At 62.8% G+C, this 22,522-nt stretch carries 17 protein-coding genes; 8 read left to right on the top strand and 9 right to left on the bottom strand.

Features of this window, described 5'->3' with window-relative positions; genetic code table 11:
- Positions 1-62: 62 nt before the first annotated feature.
- Positions 63-1,949, bottom strand: a complete 1,887-nt coding sequence (locus tag RAS12_RS10395; RefSeq protein ID WP_306947983.1) for an ABC transporter ATP-binding protein — start codon at positions 1,947-1,949, stop codon at positions 63-65.
- A 400-nt stretch (positions 1,950-2,349) separates the two neighbouring features.
- A complete protein-coding gene (locus tag RAS12_RS10390; RefSeq protein ID WP_306947981.1) occupies positions 2,350-3,279 on the bottom strand; it encodes a LysR family transcriptional regulator in 930 nt (309 codons plus the stop codon).
- A 155-nt stretch (positions 3,280-3,434) separates the two neighbouring features.
- Here RAS12_RS10390 and RAS12_RS10385 point away from each other — a divergent pair, with 155 nt between their 5' ends.
- The gene (locus RAS12_RS10385; RefSeq protein ID WP_306947979.1) at positions 3,435-6,011 is read left to right on the top strand and encodes a penicillin G acylase; all 2,577 of its coding nucleotides are present in this window, start codon (positions 3,435-3,437) and stop codon (positions 6,009-6,011) included.
- Here the strand turns inward: RAS12_RS10385 and cydC are convergent.
- On the bottom strand, positions 5,983-9,603 hold the full coding sequence (gene cydC, locus RAS12_RS10380) for a thiol reductant ABC exporter subunit CydC (protein ID WP_306947977.1): 3,621 nt from the start codon (positions 9,601-9,603) through the stop codon (positions 5,983-5,985). The two genes, RAS12_RS10385 and cydC, sit on opposite strands and share 29 nt — an antisense overlap.
- Before the next feature lie 93 nt (positions 9,604-9,696).
- Here cydC and RAS12_RS10375 point away from each other — a divergent pair, with 93 nt between their 5' ends.
- Both RAS12_RS10375 and RAS12_RS10370 read left to right on the top strand, forming a co-directional pair.
- On the top strand, positions 9,697-10,671 hold the full coding sequence (locus RAS12_RS10375; RefSeq protein WP_306947975.1) for a LysR substrate-binding domain-containing protein: 975 nt from the start codon (positions 9,697-9,699) through the stop codon (positions 10,669-10,671).
- 25 nt (positions 10,672-10,696) lie between these two features.
- A complete protein-coding gene (locus RAS12_RS10370) occupies positions 10,697-11,227 on the top strand; it encodes a DUF4952 domain-containing protein (protein ID WP_306947974.1) in 531 nt (176 codons plus the stop codon).
- 49 nt (positions 11,228-11,276) lie between these two features.
- Here the strand turns inward: RAS12_RS10370 and RAS12_RS10365 are convergent, their stop codons facing one another.
- From RAS12_RS10365 to RAS12_RS10355, 3 genes are read right to left on the bottom strand one after another with little or no spacing between them, the layout of a single operon-like run.
- Positions 11,277-12,065, bottom strand: a complete 789-nt coding sequence (locus RAS12_RS10365; RefSeq protein ID WP_306947972.1) for an ABC transporter ATP-binding protein — start codon at positions 12,063-12,065, stop codon at positions 11,277-11,279.
- Positions 12,053-12,823, bottom strand: coding sequence for an ABC transporter permease (locus RAS12_RS10360; RefSeq protein ID WP_306947970.1), 771 nt, complete (start codon positions 12,821-12,823; stop codon positions 12,053-12,055). The genes RAS12_RS10365 and RAS12_RS10360 overlap by 13 nt, the downstream gene beginning before the upstream one ends.
- 18 nt (positions 12,824-12,841) lie before the next feature.
- Positions 12,842-13,840, bottom strand: a complete 999-nt coding sequence (locus RAS12_RS10355) for an aliphatic sulfonate ABC transporter substrate-binding protein (RefSeq protein WP_306947967.1) — start codon at positions 13,838-13,840, stop codon at positions 12,842-12,844.
- A 289-nt stretch (positions 13,841-14,129) separates the two neighbouring features.
- On the opposite strand from RAS12_RS10355, the gene RAS12_RS10350 reads away from it, so the two are divergent.
- Genes RAS12_RS10350 through RAS12_RS10335 form a run of 4 tightly spaced genes read left to right on the top strand, consistent with a single transcriptional unit; the run spans position 14,130 to position 17,704 of the window.
- A complete protein-coding gene (locus tag RAS12_RS10350; protein WP_306947966.1) occupies positions 14,130-15,317 on the top strand; it encodes an NAD(P)/FAD-dependent oxidoreductase in 1,188 nt (395 codons plus the stop codon).
- Positions 15,301-15,999, top strand: a complete 699-nt coding sequence (locus RAS12_RS10345) for a HutD/Ves family protein (protein WP_306947963.1) — start codon at positions 15,301-15,303, stop codon at positions 15,997-15,999. The genes RAS12_RS10350 and RAS12_RS10345 overlap by 17 nt, the downstream gene beginning before the upstream one ends.
- Positions 16,000-16,022: 23 nt before the next feature.
- A complete protein-coding gene (locus RAS12_RS10340; RefSeq protein WP_306947962.1) occupies positions 16,023-16,772 on the top strand; it encodes an electron transfer flavoprotein subunit beta/FixA family protein in 750 nt (249 codons plus the stop codon).
- Positions 16,772-17,704 (top strand): FAD-binding protein, encoded by a 933-nt coding sequence (locus RAS12_RS10335; protein ID WP_306947960.1) that lies wholly within the window; start codon positions 16,772-16,774, stop codon positions 17,702-17,704. Before RAS12_RS10340 ends, RAS12_RS10335 begins: the two co-directional genes overlap by 1 nt.
- A gap of 24 nt (positions 17,705-17,728) precedes the next feature.
- Here the strand turns inward: RAS12_RS10335 and RAS12_RS10330 are convergent, their stop codons facing one another.
- Complete coding sequence (locus RAS12_RS10330; protein ID WP_306947958.1) at positions 17,729-18,742, bottom strand: LysR family transcriptional regulator; 1,014 nt, start codon at positions 18,740-18,742, stop codon at positions 17,729-17,731.
- Positions 18,743-18,778: 36 nt separating this feature from the next.
- Positions 18,779-19,582, bottom strand: a complete 804-nt coding sequence (gene hutG, locus RAS12_RS10325; RefSeq protein WP_306947956.1) for an N-formylglutamate deformylase — start codon at positions 19,580-19,582, stop codon at positions 18,779-18,781.
- A gap of 431 nt (positions 19,583-20,013) precedes the next feature.
- Here hutG and RAS12_RS10320 point away from each other — a divergent pair, with 431 nt between their 5' ends.
- Positions 20,014-21,579, top strand: coding sequence for an ABC transporter substrate-binding protein (locus tag RAS12_RS10320; RefSeq protein ID WP_306947954.1), 1,566 nt, complete (start codon positions 20,014-20,016; stop codon positions 21,577-21,579).
- Positions 21,580-21,591: 12 nt separating this feature from the next.
- Here the strand turns inward: RAS12_RS10320 and RAS12_RS10315 are convergent, their stop codons facing one another.
- Positions 21,592-22,509, bottom strand: coding sequence for a LysR substrate-binding domain-containing protein (locus RAS12_RS10315; RefSeq protein WP_306947952.1), 918 nt, complete (start codon positions 22,507-22,509; stop codon positions 21,592-21,594).
- Between the last annotated feature and the right edge of the window lie 13 nt (positions 22,510-22,522).

The following is a 22,522-nucleotide window of genomic DNA, read 5'->3' as shown; positions in this document are numbered from 1 at the left end:
CCCAATGAAAGGGGCCTGACGCGATGTGACGTCAGGCCCCTTTTTTGCGCTTGCTTCAGCCTTTACTTACCGAAGGCATAGGATTCCGAATCCACATCTTCCTGCTTGGCGGGGGGCGGGGTCGCGCCGTCCTGCAGCATTTCGGCTTGCGTCAGACCCTTCGTCAGCTCCAGCGCCTGGCGCTCGAACAGGCGCCGGTACAGGCCGCCCTTCAGACGGATCAGCGCGTCGTGGCTGCCTTCCTCGATGATGCGGCCATGATCCATGACCAGCAGGCGGTCCAGCGCGCGAACGGTGGACAGGCGGTGGGCCACCACCAGCGTGGTCCGGCCTTCCATCAGCCGGTCCATCGCCTGCTGAATCAGCACTTCGCTTTCGCTGTCCAGACTGGATGTGGCTTCGTCCAGGATCAGGATGGGCGAGTCGGCCAGGAATGCCCGCGCAATGGCAACGCGCTGGCGTTCTCCGCCTGACAGCTTGACGCCGCGCTCACCCACCAGCGTGTCATAACCCTTGGGCAGCGACACGATGAAATCGTGCGCGCTGGCCAGCTTGGCCGCGTGCTCGATCTCGGCCTGGGTGGCGCCGGGGCGAGCGTAGGCGATGTTCTCAGCCAAGGTGCGGTGAAACAGCACCGGGTCCTGTTGCACGATGGCGATCTGGCTGCGCAACGACGCTTGCTTCACCTGGGCAATGTCTTGCCCGTCGATCGTGATGCGGCCTTCGTTGACGTCATACAGCCGCTGGATCAGCTTGATGAACGTGGTTTTACCCGAACCCGAATGGCCAACCAGACCGACGCGTTCTCCTGGCGCAATGCGTGCAGAGAACTTGTCGTAGAGCGCCGTGTTGTGCGAGCCATACCGGAACGTCACATCTTCAAAGCGGATCTCGCCCGCCGTGATCTGGATCTTGCCGGCGCCGGGACGGTCGGCCACACCCAGCGGCTGGCGTTCCATCGCCACCAGTTCTTCCATGTCGTTGACGGAGCGTTGCAGGTTGCGGATGTGCATGCCCACGTCGCGCAGATACCCTTGCAAGACGAAGAACATGGTCAGCGTGAAGGTGATATCGCCCACGGTCGCCTGATTGCGCGACCACAGCAGCAGAGATACACCCAGAATGGCGGCCTGCATGGCCACCAGCATCGCGCCCTGGATGCCGCCGTTCAGCGTACCGCGGACCCAGGTGCGGCGCGTGCGGTGACGCCACTTGTTGACCACGCGGTCCAGCCGTTGCTCTTCACGCGTTTCCGCGCCAAAGGCTTTGACGACTGCGTTGCAGCTGACGGCATCGGCCAGCGCGCCGCCCATGCGCGTATCCCAGGCGTTGCCCAGCCGTGCAGCTGGCGCGACAAAGCCCAGTGACAGCGCAGCCGTGACAGCGATGTACAGCACGGAACCCAGGCCCACCACCAAGCCCATCAACGGCCAGTGCGCGCCCAGCAGCGCCGTGGCGCCAACCAGCATGACGATCGACGGCAACAATGCCACCAGCAGCGTGTCGTTCAGGATGTCTACGGCCCACATGCCGCGCGTGATTTTGCGCACGGTTGATCCGGCAAAGCTGTTGGCATGCCAGTCGGTAGAGAAACGCTGCACCCGGTAGAAGGCGTGGGACACAATGCCGTTCATCATCTTCAACGTGAAGGTGATGATGTTCTGGAACACAGCCTGACGCAGCAACGTGCCGCCCACGCCTAATGCCACCAGCAGCCAGAAGGCAGTGATGGCGGCGGTCCATGCAACTTGGTCGCCCGCCGTGCCTGAGGCCACGGCATCAACCAGACGGCCTGCATACATCGGCGTCAGAACGTCGGCCACTGCCGACAATAGCGCCAGCAGCGCGATGATTACGATGCGCCAGGGTTGCTGACCCCAGTGCCGGAAGGTAAAGCCCAGGACGTCCTTGAAGGCCTGTCCTCGAAAGTCGATTTTTTTTCTAGCCATAAACAATGGCCTGGCGGCACAAGACACGCCAGGATGTCCTTGTGAGGAAAGAGGGGAAACAAACCGGGCGCCAAAGCGGCACCGGTGACTGCGTTTAAGAGTTTGGGGCGGGCGCGGAGGACCAGTCGCCAGATATCGATCTAGCGATGGGTCCGCGCGGGCGGCGACTTAATGACGTCGCGGAGACACGCGCGGGTAGGCGTTGGGCATGGGGTACATCATGCGGCCTCCCTGTCGGTGAGTAGAGTGGAAAAATGAAATGGGCAAACGCCCGTATTGCTGATTCTATAGAAGTGATGTAGGCGAATCAACGGGTGGCGTGAAGAAGCAGCCGATGGTGTGGGTTTTTTTCAACCTGCCGCGCAATCCCGGCGTGCGGTCAGGCGGACGCCTGCGCATGTCAGTTTTCCTGCCTGGGTTTGAACTGCGCGAAATCGGCCCAGCACTGCTGCGTGAAGGCATAGAGCGCGTCTTGGGCTGTCAACGGCGTGCGCCCGGCCAGCCGTGCCAGCACGTAGTGTCCCTGGCGTTGCCGGTCAGCAGGCAAGGGCACTTCCATCAGCAGACCCGCCTCTTGTTCGCGCCGCGTGACGCAGATGACGCCCAGCAGCAGCGTGTCGGTATGCAAGGCTAGATCTACAAGCGGGTCCAGATTTTCGCAGCGGGTCGTGACCATGTGTTCGGGCGCGCCGCCGGGAACCAGCGTTTCGGCCAGACGCAGCGAGACTTCGGGGCTTAACGTGCTGGATGCGACGGGGTACTGGCGAATCTGCTCGATGCCCGCGCGCTTGTGGGCCAGGATCGGGTGGTCTTTGCGGCACACCATACCGGCGCGCAAGGGATCGAGCGGACGGGTTTCGATATCGGCTGCGTCATAAAGCATGCGAGCGTCGCAAACCAGGGCGTCGATGCGTTCGGCGCGCAACAGATTCAGCAGCGTTGCGGTGCTGCCCAGTTCTACCGCGACACGCACCTGCGGGTGTTCGGCAGCCATATGGGTCAGAAACGGCGTGAGCAGCAGCGCGGCGGGCGTGGGGCTCAGACCAATGGCAAGCGTCCCGGATTCCCCGCTGTGGAGCGTCTTCAATTCGCGTTGCAGTTCTGCTTCTTCGAAGCGCATGCGGCGGGCGCGCTCCACCGCGCAGGCGCCATAGGGCGTCAGGCGCACTTGGCGGGCGCCGCGATCCAACAGGGGCAGGCCCAGTTCGGCTTCCAGCGCCTGGATGCTGCGGCTTAACGCGGGCTGTGAAAGGTTCACCGCGTCGGCCGCGCGCGAAAACGTGCCGTGCTCCACCACCGCGAGCAGATGTTTAAGCTTCTGAAAGTCCATGTTCTTATTGCATAGATCGTATGAAATAAATGCATTGGAATTATAGATCCATGCTTCGTATGATGGTTCGCAGACGGTGCCCGGCAGAGGCGCTGCGCCCCGCGTCCGGTTTACTCGCGACCGGATGCGGCCAATAAATACGGAGACAGATCTACATGAAGCAGCAAATCTTGTTGACCGCCATTTTGGCGGCCTGCTCGTTCGCGGGCGCAAATGGCGCATCCGCTCAAGCGGCCCCGGCCCCCACGGCGGCCGTCGCTGAACGCGCACCCCAGCCCGTGAGCGGGCAAGTGACCATCCGGCGTGATGACTACGGCATGCCCCATGTGTATGCCAGTACGGTGTACGGCATCTTCTACGGCTACGGTTACGCCGTTGCGCAGGACCGCCTGTTCCAGATGGAAATGGCGCGGCGCAGCACCCAGGGCCGCGTTGCCGAAGTGCTGGGCGCGCCCATGCTGGCTTTCGATAAGTCGATACGCGGCAATTTTTCACCCGAGCGCATCCAGCGCCAGCTGGCATCCTTGCCCGCTTCAGAGCGTCAGATTCTGGACGGCTATGCGGCTGGCATGAATGCGTGGATCTCGCAGGTGCGCGCCAAACCGGGCAGCTTGATGCCAAAGGAATTCAACGACCTGCAATTCCAGCCCTCTGACTGGACAGCGTATGACGTCGCGATGGTATTTGTGGGCACCATGGCCAACCGCTTTTCGGATGCCAACAGCGAGATCGACAACCTGGCGCTGTTGACCGCGCTGAAAGACAAGCACGGCGACGCGCGCGCCATGCAGATCTTCAACCAATTGCGTTGGATGACCGATAGCCGCGCGCCGACCACCGTGCCCGAGGAAGAGGGCGTGTATCAGCCTGATGGCGCGCGCCAGCCCGCCAAGCTGTCTTACGCGCTGCCGCGATACAACGGCACGCCGCCCATGCTGGAGCGTGTGGCGCGTGACCCGCAAACGCGCGCTGTGCTGGACGAAGCGCCTGCCGCTGCCTCGGCGCGCGTGTTGGCGCAGTTTGCGGAATCGGGCCAGCCTGGCATTGCAGGTTTTCCAACCACCAGCAATATGTGGATCGTGGGCCGTGATCACGCCAAGGATGCCCGTTCCATTCTGCTGAACGGTCCGCAATTCGGCTGGTGGAATCCCGCCTATACCTATGGCATAGGCTTGCACGGCGCGGGTTATGACGTGGTGGGTAACACGCCATTTGCGTATCCCAGCATTCTGTTCGGCCACAACGCGCACGTGACCTGGGGCTCTACGGCGGGTTTTGGGGATGACGTGGATATCTATGCGGAAAAGCTCGACCCCGCTGACCGCACCCGCTACTTCCACGATGGCGCCTGGAAGACAATGGAAAAGCGCACCGAGCTTATCGCCGTCAAGGGCGCGGAGCCCGTCGTCATGGACGTCTATCGCACGGTGCACGGCATTGTCACCAAGTTCGACGATAAGCAGCATGTGGCTTACGCCAAGGCGCGGGCCTGGGAAGGCTATGAGCTGCAATCGCTGATGGCCTGGACGCACAAGGCGCAGTCGCGCAATTGGGATCAGTGGAAACAGCAGGCCGCCCGCCATGCGTTGACCATCAACTGGTACTACGCCGACGACCGCGGCAATATCGGTTACGCGCACACGGGTTTTTATCCCAAGCGCAAACCCGGCCACGATCCGCGCCTGCCCGTGCCGGGTACCGGCGAAATGGATTGGGACGGCATGCTGCCGTTTTCGACCAATCCGCAGGTCTATAACCCGCGCCAAGGCTTTATCGCCAATTGGAACAACCAGCCTATGCGCGGTTATCCGTCCACCGATCTGTTCGCCATCGTTTGGGGGCAGGCCGACCGTTACGCCGAAATCGAGACCCGGCTGAAAACCATGACCGCCAATGGCGGCAAGGTCAGCGCCCAGCAGATGTGGGACCTGATCCGCACCACCAGCTACGCGGACGTCAACCGCCGTCACTTCCTGCCTTTCCTGCAACGCGCGGTGCAAGGCCTGCCGGCAGATGACGCCCGCGCGCGTCTGGTCGCAGGGCTGGCATCCTGGGACGGCATGGGCACGAGTGACAAGCAGGCGGGTTACTACGACAACGCGGGGCCGGCCGTGATGGATGCGTGGTTGCGCGCCATGTTGCGCGCCACACTGGCCGACGAAATGCCCGCTGACTTCTTCAAGTGGTATAGCGCCACCGGATACCCCACGCAGGCCGCGCCGGCCACGGGTTCCGTGAACCTGACGGTGGGGGTCAAGGTGCTGTTCAATGCGCTGGCCGGCCCGGATGCGGGCGTGCCGCAGCAGTACGACTTCTTCAACGGAAAGCGTCCGGAAGCCGTGTCGCTGGCTGCGTTGGACGAAGCGCTTGCCGCCTTGCAAAAAGCCTATGGCCAAGACCCCGCGACGTGGCGCATTCCCGCTCCGCCGATGGTGTTTGCGCCCAAGAACTTCCTGGGCGTGCCGCAGGCGGATGACAAGGCCGTGCTGACCTACGCCGCAACGCAGAACAGGGGCACCGAGAACAATATGACGGTGTTCGATGCCAAGGGCGTGCGCGCCGTGGATGTGGTGGCGCCAGGGCAGAGCGGTTTTGTGGCGCCGGATGGCACCGCATCTGTCCACACCCGTGATCAGTTCGATCTCTATACCGGCTTTGGCAATAAGCGGGTCTGGTTCACGGATGCGGAAGTGCGGGCCAATACTAAGTCGGTAGAGACGTTGCGCTACTGACCGTGTAGCCGCCCTGATGACTGGCCAGGCGCGCATAGGCCCCAAGCTTACCCAGCAACTGGTCATGCGTGCCGGCCTCTACCAGGGTGCCGCGATCCAGCACCAGAATCAGATCGGCGTCGCGGATGGTGGACAGCCGGTGCGCAATCACAAGGGTGGTGCGATGCTGCATCAAGGCATCCAACGCGCCGCGCACCTGCATTTCAGACAAGGTATCCAGATGCGAGGTGGCTTCGTCCAGGATCAACACCGGCGCATTTTTCAAGAATGCCCGCGCAATCGAAATGCGCTGGCGCTGGCCGCCTGATAGCTGCATGCCGCGTTCACCCACGCGTGTTGCCAACCCATCGGGCAAGGTCCGCACAAACTCTGTCAAAGCGGCCTGTTGCAGCGCGCGCGCCAGTTCGTCCGGCGTGGCTTCGGGACGTGCCAGCCGGATGTTGCCTTCCAGCGTGTCGTTGAATAAATAGGTGTCTTGGGTGACCAGCGCCACGCGCTCGCGCAAGCCATCCAATTGCAGCTGGCGCACATCCACGCCGTCGAGCTTGACCACGCCAGCGCGCGGGTCCCAGAAACGCAGCAGCAAGCTGGCAACCGTGCTCTTGCCCGCGCCGGAGGCGCCAACGACTGCCACGGTTGCGCCGGCCGGCACCTTGAAACTCAAGTCCTTCAACGTGTCTTCCTGTTTGCCGGGGTAGGCGAAACTGACGTGTTCAAAGGCCAGCGACAATCCGTGGGTGGCGACTGGCGGCGCCAGCGGGCCGTCGGTGACGGGTTCGGGTTCATTGCTGACCACGTGCAGGCGGCGCGTGGCGGCAATGGTGTCGGCCAGCTGGCGGCTGACCTGCGAGATCTCGGAAACCGGCAGGAAGGTCGCCAACGCAATCAGCACCAGCAATGGCAGCATGCTGGCCGACAGATTGCCCGCCGACACCTGCAAGGCGCCAACCACGGCCACGGCCAGACCGCCCAGGCCCATTGCCACTTCAAACCATGCCGTCTGCCGGGACAAGTCGCGCAGGATGTCCAGCCGCCGTGTGCGGTACTGATCCGCCACCTTCAGGAATTGCTCGCGGCGGCGGCCGGTGGCCTGGAAAGCGGTCAGGTCGGCCAGACCCTGAATCGTGTCGGTGGTGTGCGCGCTCATTTCGCCCAGCGCCTGCCGCGCCTTGTCGCCCAACGCGTCGACATGACGGCGGCCACGCACCGGCGACACCAGCGCATAGGCCAGGAATGGCAACAGCGCCAGCGCCACGGGCCAGCTGTAGACCCCCAGAAAGCCCAGTACCGACAACGGCACCAGTACGGAGACAATGGCGGGAGCGATGGTGTGGGCGTAGAAGTACTCGACCATTTCCACATCCTGCGTGGCCAGCGCCACCAGGTCGCCCGAACGGCGCTGCAACAGGTAGGCGGGTGCCAGACGTTCCAGCTTGTCGTAGAGCTTGACCCGCATATCGGCCAGCAACTGATACGCCATGGCGTGCGCCAGCCAAGATTCCAGCCAGTGGAACAACGCGGCAAGCGGCGCGGCGACAAGCAGGCCCACGATCAGCGCGGATATGTCGCGGCCGTCGCGGATAGCAGCGACGATCAGCGCGCTGAACACGCCGACGCCGATAAAAGCGGCTACGCGCGCCACGCCCAGCAGAATGGTGGCCGTCAGGGTGCCGCGCCACGGGCGCACGACGGACAGCAGCGTGCCCAGCGTGGCGCGCCAGCCGACCTGCTCGGCGTCCGCGTCCAGCGAACGCAGGGCAGGGCCTTGCTTATCGGTTCCCGCTGCGGGGGCGGTGTCGGCCCGTGTGGTGGCGGCTGCGGCAGGCGGCGGCGCCAGCAACGATTCCGACGACGGGTTTTGATGCGCAGCAGCTTGCTCGTGCATTAGCCGGTAGTACAAGCCGTGCTGCTGCATCAGTTCCGCATGCGGGCCGGCTTCCACAACGCGTCCTTGGTCCAGCACCAGGCAGCGGTCCGCGCCGATCACGCTGGCCAGACGGTGCGCCAGGATCAGCGTCGTGCGGCCCGCCATCAAGCGGTCCAATGCCTGTTGGATCAGCGCTTCGTTTTCGGTATCTACCGACGACAGCGCTTCGTCCAGGATCAGGATGGGGGCGTCGCGCAGCAGGGCGCGGGCAATGGCCACGCGCTGGCGCTGGCCGCCAGACAACTGCAGACCGCGTTCACCGATGCGGGTGGCGTAGCCGTCAGGCAGCGCCATGATGAAGTCATCGATATTGGCAGCGCGGGCCGCAGCGCGCACTTGTTCGTGCGTGGCCTGGGGCCGGCCCAGCCGCAGGTTGTCATCGATGGTGCCATGAAACAGCGTGATGTCCTGGCTGACCAACGCAATGTGGGACAGCAGGGTCTGGGTGTCCAGCGTATTGACGTCGTGGCCGCCGACCCGGATGCTGCCCGCCTGCGGTACGCATTCGCGCAACAACAGCCGCACGATGGTGGACTTGCCCGCGCCGCTGGGGCCGACAATACCCACACGCTCGCCCGCCGCAATCTGGAAGGCCAGCCCCTGGTGGGCGCGGCGCTCGGGCGTGTAGGAAAACGCGACGTTATCGAATTGAATGGTGGGCGCCAGACTGGCGGGGGCAATGCTTGCCGCCCGTGTGTCGGGCGCGGGCGTCAATGCTTGCGCGTCCATCAAGGCATGAATGCTGACGGCGGCGGATTGGCCCAGCATGCCGCGATGCAAGACCGAGCGCAGGTCGCGCAACGGGCGGAAGATCTCGGTGCCGGCCATCAGCACGATCAGCAGCGCTTCCACGCTCATGTCGCCCGCCGCCACGCGCCAAGCGCCCAGCGTCAATGCCAGGGCTGCGCCCAGCGCCACGCCCAGGTCGCTGATGCCGCGCGTCAGCAGGCTGACGGACAGCACCCAGAAGGTGTTGTCCGACAGGCTGCGCGCTTTTGCGGCCAGCCTCTGGCCCCACGCCTTGCCCTGGCCATATGACTTCAAGGTGGGCAGGCCTTGGACGGCATCCAGAAAGTCTTCGCCAAACGCATTCAGCGAGCGGGTGCGCGCCTGGCTCGCGCGGCGGTCCAGCATATGCACGGCCATCGGGCCGAACAGTGCGAACAACGCGGCCACAAGAAAGACCAGCGCCGTGGGCACGTCCCAGAATGCAATCACCGCAAATATCGCAAAGGGTGCAGCGGCCGCGATGGCGACCTGCGGCAGGTATTGGCCAAAGAAGGTTTGCAGTTGCTCAACGCCATCCACCACGGTCAGCATGACGCCGCCCGTACGCTGGTTGGCGAACCAGGCCGGTCCCAATGCGACGATGCGGTCGTACAGCCGGCCGCGCAGCGAGTGTTGAATCGTGGCCGACGTGCGATTGGCCTGCACGGTGCGCCAATGATCAAAAAACGCGCGCAGCAGCACCATCGCGCCCACGCACACTGCGGGCGCGATCCAGTCTTGCCAGGGGGCGCCATCAAACACGCGGGCCAGCAATTGGCCCAGAAAGACGTAACGTGCAATGCCTGCCGCCAGCGCCAGCAGGCCCAGGAAAATCCCGCCTGCCATGCTGGCCCGCAGGCCGGCTGTCAGTTGCCACAATCGAGAGTCGAAATACATATCAATGCTCCAATCACAGCCTGCATGGTCACTGATCCGCCCGGCACGCGAAAGCGATAGTTTTTCAATCATGGGTTGAGATAAACTCTACCCATGGCCGATCTACCCAATCACACTCCGCCCTTGGCTGCCTTGCGCGCCTTTGAGGCCGTCGCCCGCCTGGGCAGTTTGAGCCGCGCCGCTGCGGAGTTGAACGTCACGAAGAGCGCCGTCAGCCATCAATTGCGCGCGCTGGAGGCGGATCTGGGCGTGTCATTGCTGCGCCGGGGCGGAACGGTACGCCGCGCCGAGACCACGGACGCGGGCGCCAATCTGCTGATATCCGTACAACAGGCCTTGACCCTATTGGAGACCGCCTGCCGCAACGTCCGAGCTACGGCGCGAGGACGCCGCCGCTACACATTGAACGTGTCGGCCAACCCGTCGCTGGCCGCGTTGTGGCTGGCGCCGCGTATTGGCCGCTTCATTGAATTGCATCCTGATATAGATGTGCAGGTCTACCTGCATGCCAGCCAGGACCCCGCCTGGAAAAGCCAGGACATTGATCTGGCGTTTCTGCATGTGCGGGCCGTCGGACCGCACTTAGCCGCGGCAGGGGACATCCCGCTGATGACCGAAACCGTAGTGCCCGTTTGCAGCCCCGCGCTGATCGGTGCTGCCGACCGGGACGACCCGCGTATTTTTCTGCGCCACCGTTGGCTAGAGGAAAAACACATCGACAGTCCGGAAACCGACTGGCGGACCTGGAGTCCGCGTCTGGGTCTGGCAGAGGCCGACTGGCAGGAGCCGATGCTGTTGAGCGGTTTGAGCACGGTGGTGGCTGCCGCGGCCGCAGGCGTAGGCATTGCGTTGGGCCGTGCTCCGCTAATCGATGAAGACTTGGCCAGCGGCCGATTGGTGGCGTTGATGCCCCAGCTGCGCATGCCGGGGTCTTGGGGGTACGTGATGCGTTTGCAGGCCAACCGGCCAATGGATGCGTCCTTGCCGGCGCTGGTCGAGTTCCTGGCGGAAGAGGGGCGCAGCACGGGGGCATGGCATACTCGGCCGTCCATAACGGATGCGGCTTGAAAATCCGGTGAACGTAGAGGATGCCGTGACACTGAATTTGCGCGTGGCCCGTGTACGCCGCGCTTGGGTAGTACCGCTGTGCTTGCTGATGAGTCTGTCGCTTTCGGCGCTTGCCGCCAGTGCTGCTGAACAGACCATGACTCCCACTGATGCTCTGGCCAATTGGGAGGCCGAGGGCCGCGCCATGGGGCTTGCGCGCCCCGACATCCAGTGCCAGGATTTTCTTCAGACGCTCGGCAAGAAGCCCGATTACGTGGAATACCTGGGCTGCGAGCAGGACGATGATTCCTACATTCAGCCCATGGACGCCCGCTACCAAGTCAGCGGCGCCTCGGCGGTGCAGATGGAGGCATACCTGATGCAGAACTTCGGCATGCCCCGATTGGTGCATATCTGTTGCGGCTGGAGCCCCGGCAAACCCTATTTCTGGAAGGGGCCTGACGGGGTCGCCTACGAGATCAGCATGGGCGCAGAGACGTTCAGCTACCCGCGCGAAGAGTGGCACAAGATTGCCAGCTTCGGCGTGACGATAGGCGTGATCAGAAAAAGCCCCTAGCCGGGCGTTCACCACCGCTTAAAAAAGGCGGCCCGTTTGGGCCGCCGTGCTAGTCGCTCGTCAGCTCCATACTGCGCGTCACCTCTTCTTGCACGCGTTCCCAGATGGACCGCTTCAGTTCCACAAAACGCGGCGACAACTGCACGTCGGCAGTACGCGGATGCGGCAGATCGTTCTGAATATCCTGCACGATACGGCCGGGTTTGGACCCCATGACAGCCATGCGGGTGGACAGCGTCAACGCTTCGTCGATCGAGTGCGTGATGAAAACAATCGTCTTGCCGCTTTGCTCGTAGATGGACAGCAACTGATCCTGCAAGACCTGGCGCGTCATGGCGTCCAGCGCCGCAAACGGCTCGTCGAACAGCATCACGTCGGGGTCGTTGGCCAGCACGCGGGCAATCGACACACGCTGCTTCATGCCGCCCGACAGCGCGTGCGGATACTTGTCCGCAGCTTGTTTCAAACCCACCATCTCGATGTACTTGCGGGCGATGGGCGCGCGTTCCTGCTTGGACATGCCGCGCATCTTCAGGCCGAATTCCACGTTTTCCTGCACCGTGCGCCAGGGAAACAGCGCGTATTGCTGGAACACCATGCCACAGGCGGCGGTGACGTCCGTTACCTTGTTGCCGTTGATGGTGACCGTGCCGGTGTTGGGCGTGATGAAACCCGCCATCAGATTCAGCAAGGTGGACTTGCCGCAGCCAGAGGCGCCCAAGAGCACCAGGAATTCACCGCGCTTGACCTCCAGGTTGACCTTGTCCAGGACAGTCACATCGCCATAGGCCTTGGACACGTCATGCAGCTGGATCATCGTATCGTTCATCGTTGCCATGCCAGCACCCATCGTTCAAGAAGCCGCAAACACAGATCGGTCACCAGCACGGTGAAGCTGATCAAGACCATGCCCAGCACCACGGTGTCAGTCTGGAAGAATTCCTTGCCGTTCATGATCATGAACCCCAGGCCTTCCTTGGACGCGACCAGTTCGGCCGAGATCACGCAGGTCCAGGACAGGCCCAGAATGATCTTCATGCCCGACAGAATCTGCGGCAGGCAACCCGGGAACAGCACTTCACGCATCACCTGCCAGCGGTTGGCGCCCAGGTTGCGGGCCGCCCGCACCAGCACGGGGTCTATGCTGCGCGACGCTTCCATGACGTACAGCAGGGCGGGCACGAACGAGCCCATGAACACGATGCTGTACTTCTGGGTTTCGGTAATGCCAAACCACAGCAGCGACAGCGGAATCCAGCTCATGGAAGGCAGGGGGCGCAAGAATGAAATGATGGGATCGAAGACGGCGCGCGCCACCTTAGATGTGCCCAGCAAAATGCCCAGCGGAATGGCAACGATGACTGCCGCCAGAAACCCCACCATCACCCGGCGCGTGGACGCCAGCACGTTGTAGAACAGCGTGCCCTGGTCGGACATGGACAGGGCGCGAGTCAGCACCTGAGACGGCGCCGGCAAAAAGATGGGATCAACCGCGCCAGCGCGGCACAGGGCTTCCCAAGCCAGCAGAAAGGAAAGGAGTGAAAACACGCTGACCCAGATCAGACGTGTCTCCTTGGAAGACGAGCGCGTGGACATAGAAAAGCGATTCCGTGCTTACAGGTACGAGGCCTGGACCCAGTCCTTGACCGTGGGCGCTTTGTCGATCTGCTTGAGCGACACCAGCATCTCGGCCAGCTTTTGCATGCCGCCGACGAAATTACCCGGGTCCACCATCAGCGCCTTTTGATCCGCCGCCGAATACCACTGCGTTTGCTTGATGACGGCCAGTTGTTCTTCTTTGGACAGGCCGGTCAGTTCCAGCAGCACGCCAGCGGCCTCCTCGGGTTGCTCGGTCAGCAGGGTATTGGCCTGGAATACGGCTTGCAGGAATTTCTTCACCGCCTCCGGATTGTCGCGTCCCAGTTTGGCGTGCGTCAGCAGCACGTCCGGCCCCGGGGTGATGGCGTACTGCTTGTAGAGCGAGAAGGCGGTGTCGTCCAGCAGCACATGGGTGCCGGGCACGGCTTTGATACGGTCGAACGCCGGGGTCCAGGCGACAGCCGCGTCGATCTGCTTGCCCTGGTAGGCCGACAGCAGATTGGTCGCCGGCAGGTTGATGATGGACACGTCCTTATCCGGGTTCAGACCGGCCTGACGCAGCACGTCCAGCAGCAGCACGTGGGCGCTTGACGCGTAAGTGACGCCGATCTTCTTGCCTTTCAGATCGGCAACCGACTTGACGTCTTCGCGCACGAGCACGCCTTCCGCGCGGCCGAAGTTGTTGGGCGTGGCGATCACCTGGAACTGGCGCGCGCCGGCTGCCATCAACGCCAGCGACGACACCACGCCGGTGCCGGCCAGATCGATATTGCCGGCCATCACAGCGCTCATCCGGTCAGACGACGTGGCAAAACTCTGCCACTTGATGTCCAGCCCCTGCTTGGCGAAGAGGCCCGTCTTCATGGCGATGTAGGCCGAATAATGACCCAGCCAAGCGGAACCGCCGTAGGTGTAGGACGCATTGGCGGCGCGGGCGACCATGGGAAATCCAAGGGCGCTGGCGCCCGCCAAGGCTGCGGTGCGCACCAGCATGGCGCGGCGATTCATGTTCATATTTTTCCCCTACTTGACTGTAGATTGACTGATAGATTTCATGTCGCCGGCACTCTGGGGTGCGGCAGACCAGACTGTCACCCGGCGGCCGCGCTCTGGCATGAATATAAGAATCAGCGATGGTCAAAATTTGTTCTGCTTAAGCAATCCGAGTCGCGCAGACTGGCGATAGGCGTCTGGATAGCCGCGTCCGATAGCGCCGCTTCTATTCAGTATTCGCCATGCTTATATTGCGGCGGCCTTGAAAACCCGCGGTCACACTGGCGCCACCTGTTCTTGGAGCCTAGTCGTGAAGAGTTATGACGTGATCGTGATTGGTGCCGGCGTGATCGGCAGTTCTGTGGCCTTTCATCTTGCCGAGCTGGGCGCGAAGAACGTGCTGGTGCTGGATCGGGCTACGATCGGCGCGGGCACGACATCGCAGTCCTCCGGCATTTTGCGCACCCACTATTCGGTGCGGGAAAACGTGGAACTGGCACAGCGTTCGTGGAACGTATTCAACAACTTCGCCAGCTACGTGGGCGATGACGAAGCCTCGTGTGGATTGGTGAAATGCGGCTACCTGATCAGCGCGGCCGACAACGACAAGCTGGAACCGCTGCGCAGCGCACTGGCGCAGCAACGCGATCAAGGTATTGCGCTGGAGCTGCTGAATGCCGCCCAGGCGCGTGAGCTGCTGCCCATTGCCACGTTTGACGACGCCGCCCTGATCGGCTTTGAACCCGAAGCCGGCTTTGCCGATGCCTACCTGGTGGCGACAAGTTTTGCGCGTGGCGCGCGCCGCCGTGGCGTGACCATCCGTGAAAATGTCGACGTGCGAAAACTGCTGATCGAAAACGGCCGTGTTGTCGGCGTATCCACCTCCGAAGGGGACTACGCAAGTCCGCTCGTCATCAGCACCCAAAACATCTGGACCTCGGAGCTCGCCGGATGGACTGGCGTCGCGATGCCGGTTGTGCCGGAGCGCCACGCCGTGCTGGCCCTGGATTGCGAGCAAGCGCCGTACACGTATTCGATGCCGGTCTACAAGGATCTGGCCTCGCCCGGCATGCTGTATTGCCGCAGCTACGGCGGCAACCAGATGCTGGTCAGCGAAGGCATTGTGGGCGAAGCGCTGCAAAAGAGCGACGCTGAACAGGGTGATATTCCGCTGGACTACGTGGCGGAAGTGGGCGCGCAAGTGGCCGAACGCTTTCCCGCGTATGAGACGGCGGGCCTGGCCTCGTCCTGGACCGGCGTGTACGACGTAACGCCTGACTGGAATCCCGTACTGGGCCGCGTGCCCGGCGTGCATGGCCTGATCGTAGGCTTTGGCTTTTCGGGCCACGGATTCAAGCTGTCACCCACCGTGGGCCGGGTGTTGGCGCAAGAAGCGCTGGGCTTGGCCACCGATGTGCCGCTTACGCCTTACGACATCACCCGCTTTGCAAGCGGCGCGCTCCTGACCGGGAAGTACGGCCTTGGCGCAGTTTCCTGATCCTGCTGGCCCGACGCGCGCCAACTGGCTGGCCTTGCCGCCCGAGCCGTGGAAAAACGGTGGCGGCGTTACACGCACGCTGGCGGTGGATGACGCCATCCCAGGTCGCACGCCGCGCTGGCGCGTCAGCGTGGCCGACATCGAGCGCGACGGTCCGTACTCCTGCTTTCCGGGTTATGACCGCGTGTCGGTGGTGATGTCTGGCGACGGGGTTGACCTGTTGGGCGACGGCATTGAAGTCGCGCTGCTGCCGGGCATCGCCACGGCATTTGCGGGCGATGTGGCGTTCCAGTCCCGGCTGCGTGGAGGCGCGGTGCGCGTGTTGAACCTGTTTGTGCTGCGTGGCGCGGTCCAGGCCAGCGTGGTTTGCGCGGGGTCGGTCCAGCAGGCGTTGGCCGCGGGATCAGCGCCGGACGCGGCGACGCAGACTGTGCGCGTGATGCTTGCGTTGGCGCCGGGGCATCTGGCGGGCGGGGCGGGGGATGCGCGCGTCATGCTTGCCCCGGGCGACTTCGTTATCGATCCGGCCTGTCGCGGCACTGCGCGCAATGCCTTCGTATTGACGCAACCGCCTGCGCAGTACGCGCTGGGCGCTGTGTTGCTGGACTTGCGCTTTGCGCCCGATGAAACGTCTGTTCACCCCACGCCCCGCACGCCTGCCCAGGGCAGGGGCGTTCGTTGATTCCTTAATCCAGGAGTATTCGCATGAAGGTAATAGCCGCGGTCAAGCGTGTGGTTGACTACAACGTCAACGTGCGCGTCAAAGCCGACCAAAGCGGCGTCGACATTGGCAACGTGAAGATGTCGATGAACCCGTTTGATGAAATTGCCGTCGAAGCCGCAGTACGGCTGAAAGAGCAGGGCGCCGCCACGGAAGTGGTCGCCGTGTCTTGCGGCACCGCCCAGTCGCAGGAAACGTTGCGCACAGCGCTTGCAATCGGGGCTGATCGCGGCGTGCTGGTGCAGACGGACACCGCACTGCAACCCTTGGCGGTGGCCAAGCTGTTGCGCGCTGTCGTGCAAAAGGAAGCGCCCGCGCTAGTGATTTTGGGTAAGCAGGCGATTGATGATGACGCCTGCCAGACAGGCCAGATGCTGGCCGCGCTGTTGGGCTGGCCGCAAGCCACCAACGCCAGCGCCATCGAGATCAGCGGCGGCAATGTGCGTGTCACCCGTGAGGTCGACGGCGGGCTGGAAGTGCTGGAACTTACCTTGCCCGCGATCGTCACCGCCGACCTGCGCCTGAACGAGCCGCGTTATGTGACCTTGCCCAACATCATGAAGGCCAAGAAAAAGCCGGTGGATATTGAGACGCCGGAGGCGCTGGGCGTGGACCCCGTGTCCCGTCTGGAAACGTTGCGCGTGCAAGAGCCGCCTGCGCGCGCCCCGGGAGTCCGTGTGGCCGATGTGGCTGCGCTGGTCGACAAACTGAAGAACGAAGCCAAGGTGATCTGATGACAGTTCTGGTTATTGCCGAACACGATGCGCGCACACTGAACGGCGCGACATTAAGCGCCATTGCCGCCGCCGGCAAGCTCGCGATGCCCATCCACGTGCTGGTCGCGGGCGCCGATGCGCGGGCAGCGGCAGACGCTGCCGCTGGCGTTGCAGGCGTGGAGAAGGTGCTGCTGGCCGACGCGCCCCAGCTGGCTGCCGGCTTGGCGGAAACCGTGGCCGCGCAGGCGGTGGCGGTGGCTGGCGCCTATTCCCATCTGTTCCTGGCCGCCACGGCGCAAGGCAAGAGCGTGGCCCCGCGCATCGCTGCGTTGCTGGACGTGGCGCAGGTGTCGGATGTGATCGAGGTGCTGGCGCCCGATACCTTCAAACGCCCCATCTATGCAGGTAACGCGATTGCCACGGTGAAAAGCGGCTACCCCGTCATCGTCGCCACGATCCGGCCCACGGCGTTTGATGCGGCCGCAAGCAGTGGCGGCAGCGCGGCGGTGGAAGCGGTGCCTGCCGTGGCGGATTCGGGTCTGTCGCGCTTTGTCAGCCGGGAAATCGCGGCATCAGAACGCCCCGAACTGGGCGGCGCGCGCGTGGTGGTGGCGGGCGGCCGGGGCTTGGGCAGCGCGGATAACTTCAAGCTGCTGGACCCGTTGGCCGAGAAGCTGGGCGCGGCGCTAGGCGCGTCCCGCGCTGCGGTGGACGCGGGTTATGCGCCCAATGACTGGCAGGTCGGGCAGACGGGGAAGATCGTGGCGCCGGAACTGTATGTTGCCGTCGGCATTTCAGGCGCGATCCAGCACCTGGCTGGCATGAAGGATTCCAAGACCATTGTTGCCATCAACAAAGACGGCGACGCGCCGATCTTTGGCGTGGCGGATTATGGATTGGTGGCGGATCTGTTCGAGGCCGTGCCGGTATTGACGGCGTCGGTAGGGTAGTGAGTGATGCGCGCGGTAGCCTCGCTACCGCCGCAAATTCCGCCACAAGGTCGCAGGCGGCAGCCCCAAGGCCGGAGCAATATCCTTTTGAATCAACCGTTCCATTGCCATCAGGATCACGTCCCGCGCCTCGGTGGGCAGCTTGCCCACTTCCTGGTGGCGGGCGGCCAGATACAGGGTCCGTGACAGGCTGGCGTCGTCGCTGCGCGTAATGCCCAGATACGGCGCCAGCGGCAACACGCGCAACTGATCTAGAAAGTGGCGCGACTGCCAGATGCACAGCGGCGTGCTGATCGCAAAACCCAGCCCGGCCGTCACCAGACTCAGCAGCGGATCAGTATTGTCGAATTCAAAGGTGCGCTCAATGATGACGTCGTGCGATTCGACCAGGCGATCGATCTCGGCGCCAATGAAAGACCGCGCGCTGTAGCGGATGAACTGGGCGCGCGTGCCCAGCTCTTTCAGCGTATCGATCTTGTCCATGTTCATCGAAAGCGGCACGATCAACACGTATGGCTCGGAAAACAAGCTGTATTTACGGATGGTGGGTTTGCCCGCCGACGCGCTGGTGGTGACCACGAGATCCAGTTGCCGGTCTTCGAGCTGCTTGTCCAGCACGGGCGTAATGCCTGACCATAACCGGATCTGGCGCGACGCCCCAGACAGCCCGTGAATCAACGTAGGCCCCAAGGTGCCAGCGAAGGAGTCCACGCAACCGAAACGGACAATATTGCGTTTGGCCCGGCTCAGGTTGCGCACGCTTTCCGTCATGTCGCCCGCCTGCGCGAGCAAACGCGCGGCATGGTCAAACAGCAATTCGCCCGCAGGCGTGGGCCGGGCGGGACGCGTGCTGCGGTCAAGCAGTTCGGTCGACATTGCTGCCTCCAGCTGCTTGATCCGTTGCGACACTGCCGCTTGCGACAGACCCAACAGCCGCGCGGCGCCCGACACCGACGCGGCTTCCACCACTGCTACCCAGGTCAGCAGCAAACTCCATTCAGGATAGTTTTCCGTCGTGCTGAAGGAAAAGCGATTCATGGCTTGCGGCGTCCGGGGCAAGGGGTAGACCGGGAATCAGCGCTGGCGCGCCGTGGTCTGTTCCAGGGCGGCCCGCACCATGCCTTCGACGACCGGGATGACCTTGCCGGCCAGATCCTGGCGATACGCATAGGGGTGCGTTTCGTTCATGTAGGTGGATTGGCACATTTCCAGCTGGATCGCGTGGACGTTGTCTGCGGGCGAGCCGTAATGGCGCGTGATGTAGCCGCCCTTGAAACGGCCGTTGATGGCCCAGGTGTAGTCCGCGCAGTTTTCCAGCTGTGCGGAAACCGCTGCCAGAATGTCTGGCGCGCAGGCTGCGCCGTCAGAGGTGCCGATGTTCAGGTCCGGCAGCTTGCCGTCAAACAAGCGGGGCAACACGCTGGCGATCGAATGCGCTTCCCACAGCAGCACCGTGCCATGCTCGGCCTTGATGCGGTCCAGTTCTTCACGCAGCTTGGCGTGATAAGGCTGCCAATAGGTATTCAAGCGGTGCTCGCGTTCCGCATCCGTCAGCACGCCGTCGTGCTGATACAGCGCATCGCCGCGAAATGTCTGAGCAGGGCACAAGCCCGTTTTGGTCTGGCCGGGGTACAGGCTTTCATCGTTGGGCGGGCGGTTCAGGTCCACCACATAACGCGAATAGCGCGCGCCGATGATGGAAGCGCCAAGCGCCTCGGCAAATTGGTACAGCGTGTCCAGATGCCAATCGGTGTCGCCGGATTCCAGGCCCAGCGCCGTCATCTGCGCGCGTTGCGCGTCGGGAATCTGACTGCCCAGATGGGGAATCGAAATCAGCAGGGGGGCGGTGCCGCGGCTGAATTGGTAAATATCGCTCAAGGGAAAACTCCGGGGTCACAAAGAGAGTGCGTTGCGGAACGGGCCGCAGCCAGCGGGCGCTTGTATGCTAGGCAGCGCCGCCCGCCGTCAGGTTTGCATCAGTTTAATGGATATTGATAATTAGAATTGATGATGCAAAAAGTCTGGCTCGGCGTGGTCGGCGGCAGCGCATGGGCTGCCGATAGACTCGCTCCCACTGAGCTAAGTACTTTCCCTAGATCCGCTGATTTTCCGTCCTCAGTACTAACCACTAGCTATCTTGCCGGCCCCCCGGATCAGGGGACGCCAAACCTCGACCCTATAACCCTGGGGAATAGACCAAGCACCTGAAGGACTTTGACGCCATGGCTTCCCGATTCTAGTCTGCTGTCACGTTGTACCTCTGACTACAGATCACGAAGGCCGCAAGTGCGCGGCGCATAAGGGAAGTTATGAAACGTCCTGTACACCTTGTTCTTGCGGCCGCATTGCTGGCAGCCTGTAGCACCGGTCTTTCCGCCACGGCAACGGCGCAAGAACGCCCCATGTTGCGCATCAGTTCAGGCGCGGCCGATAACGCTACGCTGGACCCGCATCGTGCCACTTCCACCGTGGACAAAGGCGTGGCGGCGGAGATGTTCAATGCGCTGGTTCGCTTTCCGGCTGGCAGCGCCGACCCCAAGGCGCTTGAAGCGGATCTGGCAGAACGTTGGGAAGCTTCGGCCGACAGCAAGGTCTGGACGTTTCATCTGCGCCACGGCGTGCAGTTTCATGGCGGCTATGGTGAGTTGAAGGCCGAGGATGTGGTGTATTCCATCCAGCGCGCAGGCGATGCCAACCGGTCCAGCTTTGCTGCCACGTTTGCCATCATCGACAAGGTGGAAGCGGTGGATGACTACACCGTGCGCATCTCCTTGAAGTATCCCGATGCGGCGTTTCTGGGACGGGTGTCCAACTACCACGGCGGCAATATCGTCAGCAAAAAGGCCGCCGAGAAGCTGGGCGACAAGTTCGGTGCAGGCCCCATCGGCACCGGCCCGTTCGCCTTTGGCGAACACGTGACGCAGCAGTACGTAAAGCTGGTGGCCAATGACGCCTACTTCCGCGGCAAACCCAAACTGGGCGGCATCATGTATCGCATGATTCCGTCGGACAGCGCGCGCGAACTGGCATTTACGTCCAACGAGATCGACGTGATGCAGGGCAAGCGCGAGCAGCGTTGGGTTGAGCGTTCGGCCAAGCGCGGCATGAAGATCGATATTTTCGAGCCCGCCGAATTCCGCACACTGCATATCAATCGCAATATCAAGCCGCTGGACAATGTAAAGGTGCGCCAGGCCGTGGCTGCCGCGATCAATGTGGACGAGATTGTGCGCTACGCGGGCAAGGATGTGGCCGACAAGGGATGTTCGGTTGTGCCCAATGGTTATCTGGGCCAGGACTGCGGCACAGGCGCTTATGCCTATGACGTGGAACGCGCCAAGAAGCTGCTGGCCGTAGCGGGTTTCCCCAACGGGGTCGAGATCAAGTCCATTGTGTCGAATATTTCGGCGCAGCAGCCCATCATGGAAATCGTGCAGGCGCAGTTGGCCAAGGCCGGTATCAAGTTGCAGATGGAAGTGGTGGATCACGCGACTTATCAGGCCAAGAGCCGGCAGGATTTGAGCGGACTGGTTTTCTACGGCGCTGCGCGCTTTCCCAATGCGGACACCTATCTGACCGAGTTCTACGATTCGGCAGCGGCCATTGGCGCGCCGGGGGCGATGTCGAATTTTTCGCATTGCTCGGTGGCTGACGACGCCATCCGCCAAGCGCGCGTGGAACCGGACGCCCAGAAGCAACTGGCGCTCTGGAAGCAGGCTCAGGTTCAGATCCATGACGATGTCTGCGCGGTGCCGCTGTTCGGACTCAAGCAGGTGTGGGCGCATGGCGACCGCGTGAATTACGGCTACACGCTGAGCGGCGCGTTGAACCTGCAGCCGCCCATCACTGAACTCACCACAATTACCGCGCCCTGACGCGCCTCTGCATCACTGACCTTTGAGCAATTCGCGGGAGACCTGCGCGGCGACGTTGCGGGCTTCCTCGACAAATGTCTCGACCAGCGCTGCGTTGCGTGATGAATGCACGCGGCACAACTGGAAGTGGAACTGCAACTCTGGATCGAACCGCCTCAGCACCAGGCGGCTTTGCAACCCTTCGGCAAACAGCGGATGAATCAACGAAACCCCCAGCCCCGCCGCGACAAATTCGCAGGCCGTGGGCGCCGTGTTCGTGTCCAGCACCACGTTCAGCTTGGCGTCTGCCTCGTCGAACGCCTGGCGCACCAGCTCATGCGTCTGGCTGTCTGCGCCAAAGGACACGAACGGCAAGCCGCTCAGATCGCGTGGCCGCACGACGCGTTTGCGCGTCAGCTCGTGATTGACGGGCATGGCGCAGAACAGCGGGTAGGGAAAGAGGGGTTCGCGGTCGATATATGGATTGTCGACCCGGCTTCCCACCAGCGCCACGTCGATATGCCGGGTAGCCAGCCAGTCGGCCAGGAACAGCGATCCGCGGCTTTGGATGGACACGCGGACATCGGGATGCGTTTTCAAAAACTGCATGGTGACGCGGCGAATGAAGGAGCCGGACAGCGCAGGCAGCACGCCCACATTCAGGGTGCGCTGCTCATCGCGGCGGATCGACTCCACGGCCTGTTCCACCTGACGCAGCCCGCTGAACACGCGGTCGATTTCTTCGTACAGGCGCATGCCTTGCACGGAAGGCGCCAGTTTGCCGCGCACGCGGTCAAACAGCGACAGCCCGGTATCGGTTTCCAGGTGGGACAGCAGCTTGCTGACGGCGGGCTGCGAAACGCCCAACACGATAGCTGCCTGGCTGACGGTGCCGTGTTCGACAACCGCCTTAAATGCCTCGATCTGCCGCAGGTTCAACGTTTCTTTCATGCCATAACCCAAT

The sequence above is a fragment of the Achromobacter seleniivolatilans genome, assembly GCF_030864005.1.
GTDB classification, from domain to species: Bacteria; Pseudomonadota; Gammaproteobacteria; order Burkholderiales; family Burkholderiaceae_B; genus Achromobacter; species Achromobacter seleniivolatilans.
The sequence above is the reverse complement of the archived record's forward strand: the minus strand, read 5'-3'. Positions and strand labels throughout refer to the sequence as shown.

Excerpts from the sequence above, each read along its gene's own strand:
- RAS12_RS10395 (WP_306947983.1), bottom strand. The coding sequence starts at position 1,949 with ATGGCTAGAAAAAAAATCGACTTTCGAGGACAGGCCTTCAAGGACGTC.
- RAS12_RS10390 (WP_306947981.1), bottom strand. The coding sequence starts at position 3,279 with ATGGACTTTCAGAAGCTTAAACATCTGCTCGCGGTGGTGGAGCACGGC.
- RAS12_RS10385 (WP_306947979.1), top strand. The coding sequence starts at position 3,435 with ATGAAGCAGCAAATCTTGTTGACCGCCATTTTGGCGGCCTGCTCGTTC.
- cydC (WP_306947977.1), bottom strand. The coding sequence starts at position 9,603 with ATGTATTTCGACTCTCGATTGTGGCAACTGACAGCCGGCCTGCGGGCC.
- RAS12_RS10375 (WP_306947975.1), top strand. The coding sequence starts at position 9,697 with ATGGCCGATCTACCCAATCACACTCCGCCCTTGGCTGCCTTGCGCGCC.
- RAS12_RS10365 (WP_306947972.1), bottom strand. The coding sequence starts at position 12,065 with ATGGCAACGATGAACGATACGATGATCCAGCTGCATGACGTGTCCAAG.
- RAS12_RS10360 (WP_306947970.1), bottom strand. The coding sequence starts at position 12,823 with ATGTCCACGCGCTCGTCTTCCAAGGAGACACGTCTGATCTGGGTCAGC.
- RAS12_RS10355 (WP_306947967.1), bottom strand. The coding sequence starts at position 13,840 with ATGAACATGAATCGCCGCGCCATGCTGGTGCGCACCGCAGCCTTGGCG.
- RAS12_RS10340 (WP_306947962.1), top strand. The coding sequence starts at position 16,023 with ATGAAGGTAATAGCCGCGGTCAAGCGTGTGGTTGACTACAACGTCAAC.
- RAS12_RS10335 (WP_306947960.1), top strand. The coding sequence starts at position 16,772 with ATGACAGTTCTGGTTATTGCCGAACACGATGCGCGCACACTGAACGGC.
- RAS12_RS10330 (WP_306947958.1), bottom strand. The coding sequence starts at position 18,742 with ATGAATCGCTTTTCCTTCAGCACGACGGAAAACTATCCTGAATGGAGT.
- RAS12_RS10320 (WP_306947954.1), top strand. The coding sequence starts at position 20,014 with ATGAAACGTCCTGTACACCTTGTTCTTGCGGCCGCATTGCTGGCAGCC.
- RAS12_RS10315 (WP_306947952.1), bottom strand. The coding sequence starts at position 22,509 with ATGAAAGAAACGTTGAACCTGCGGCAGATCGAGGCATTTAAGGCGGTT.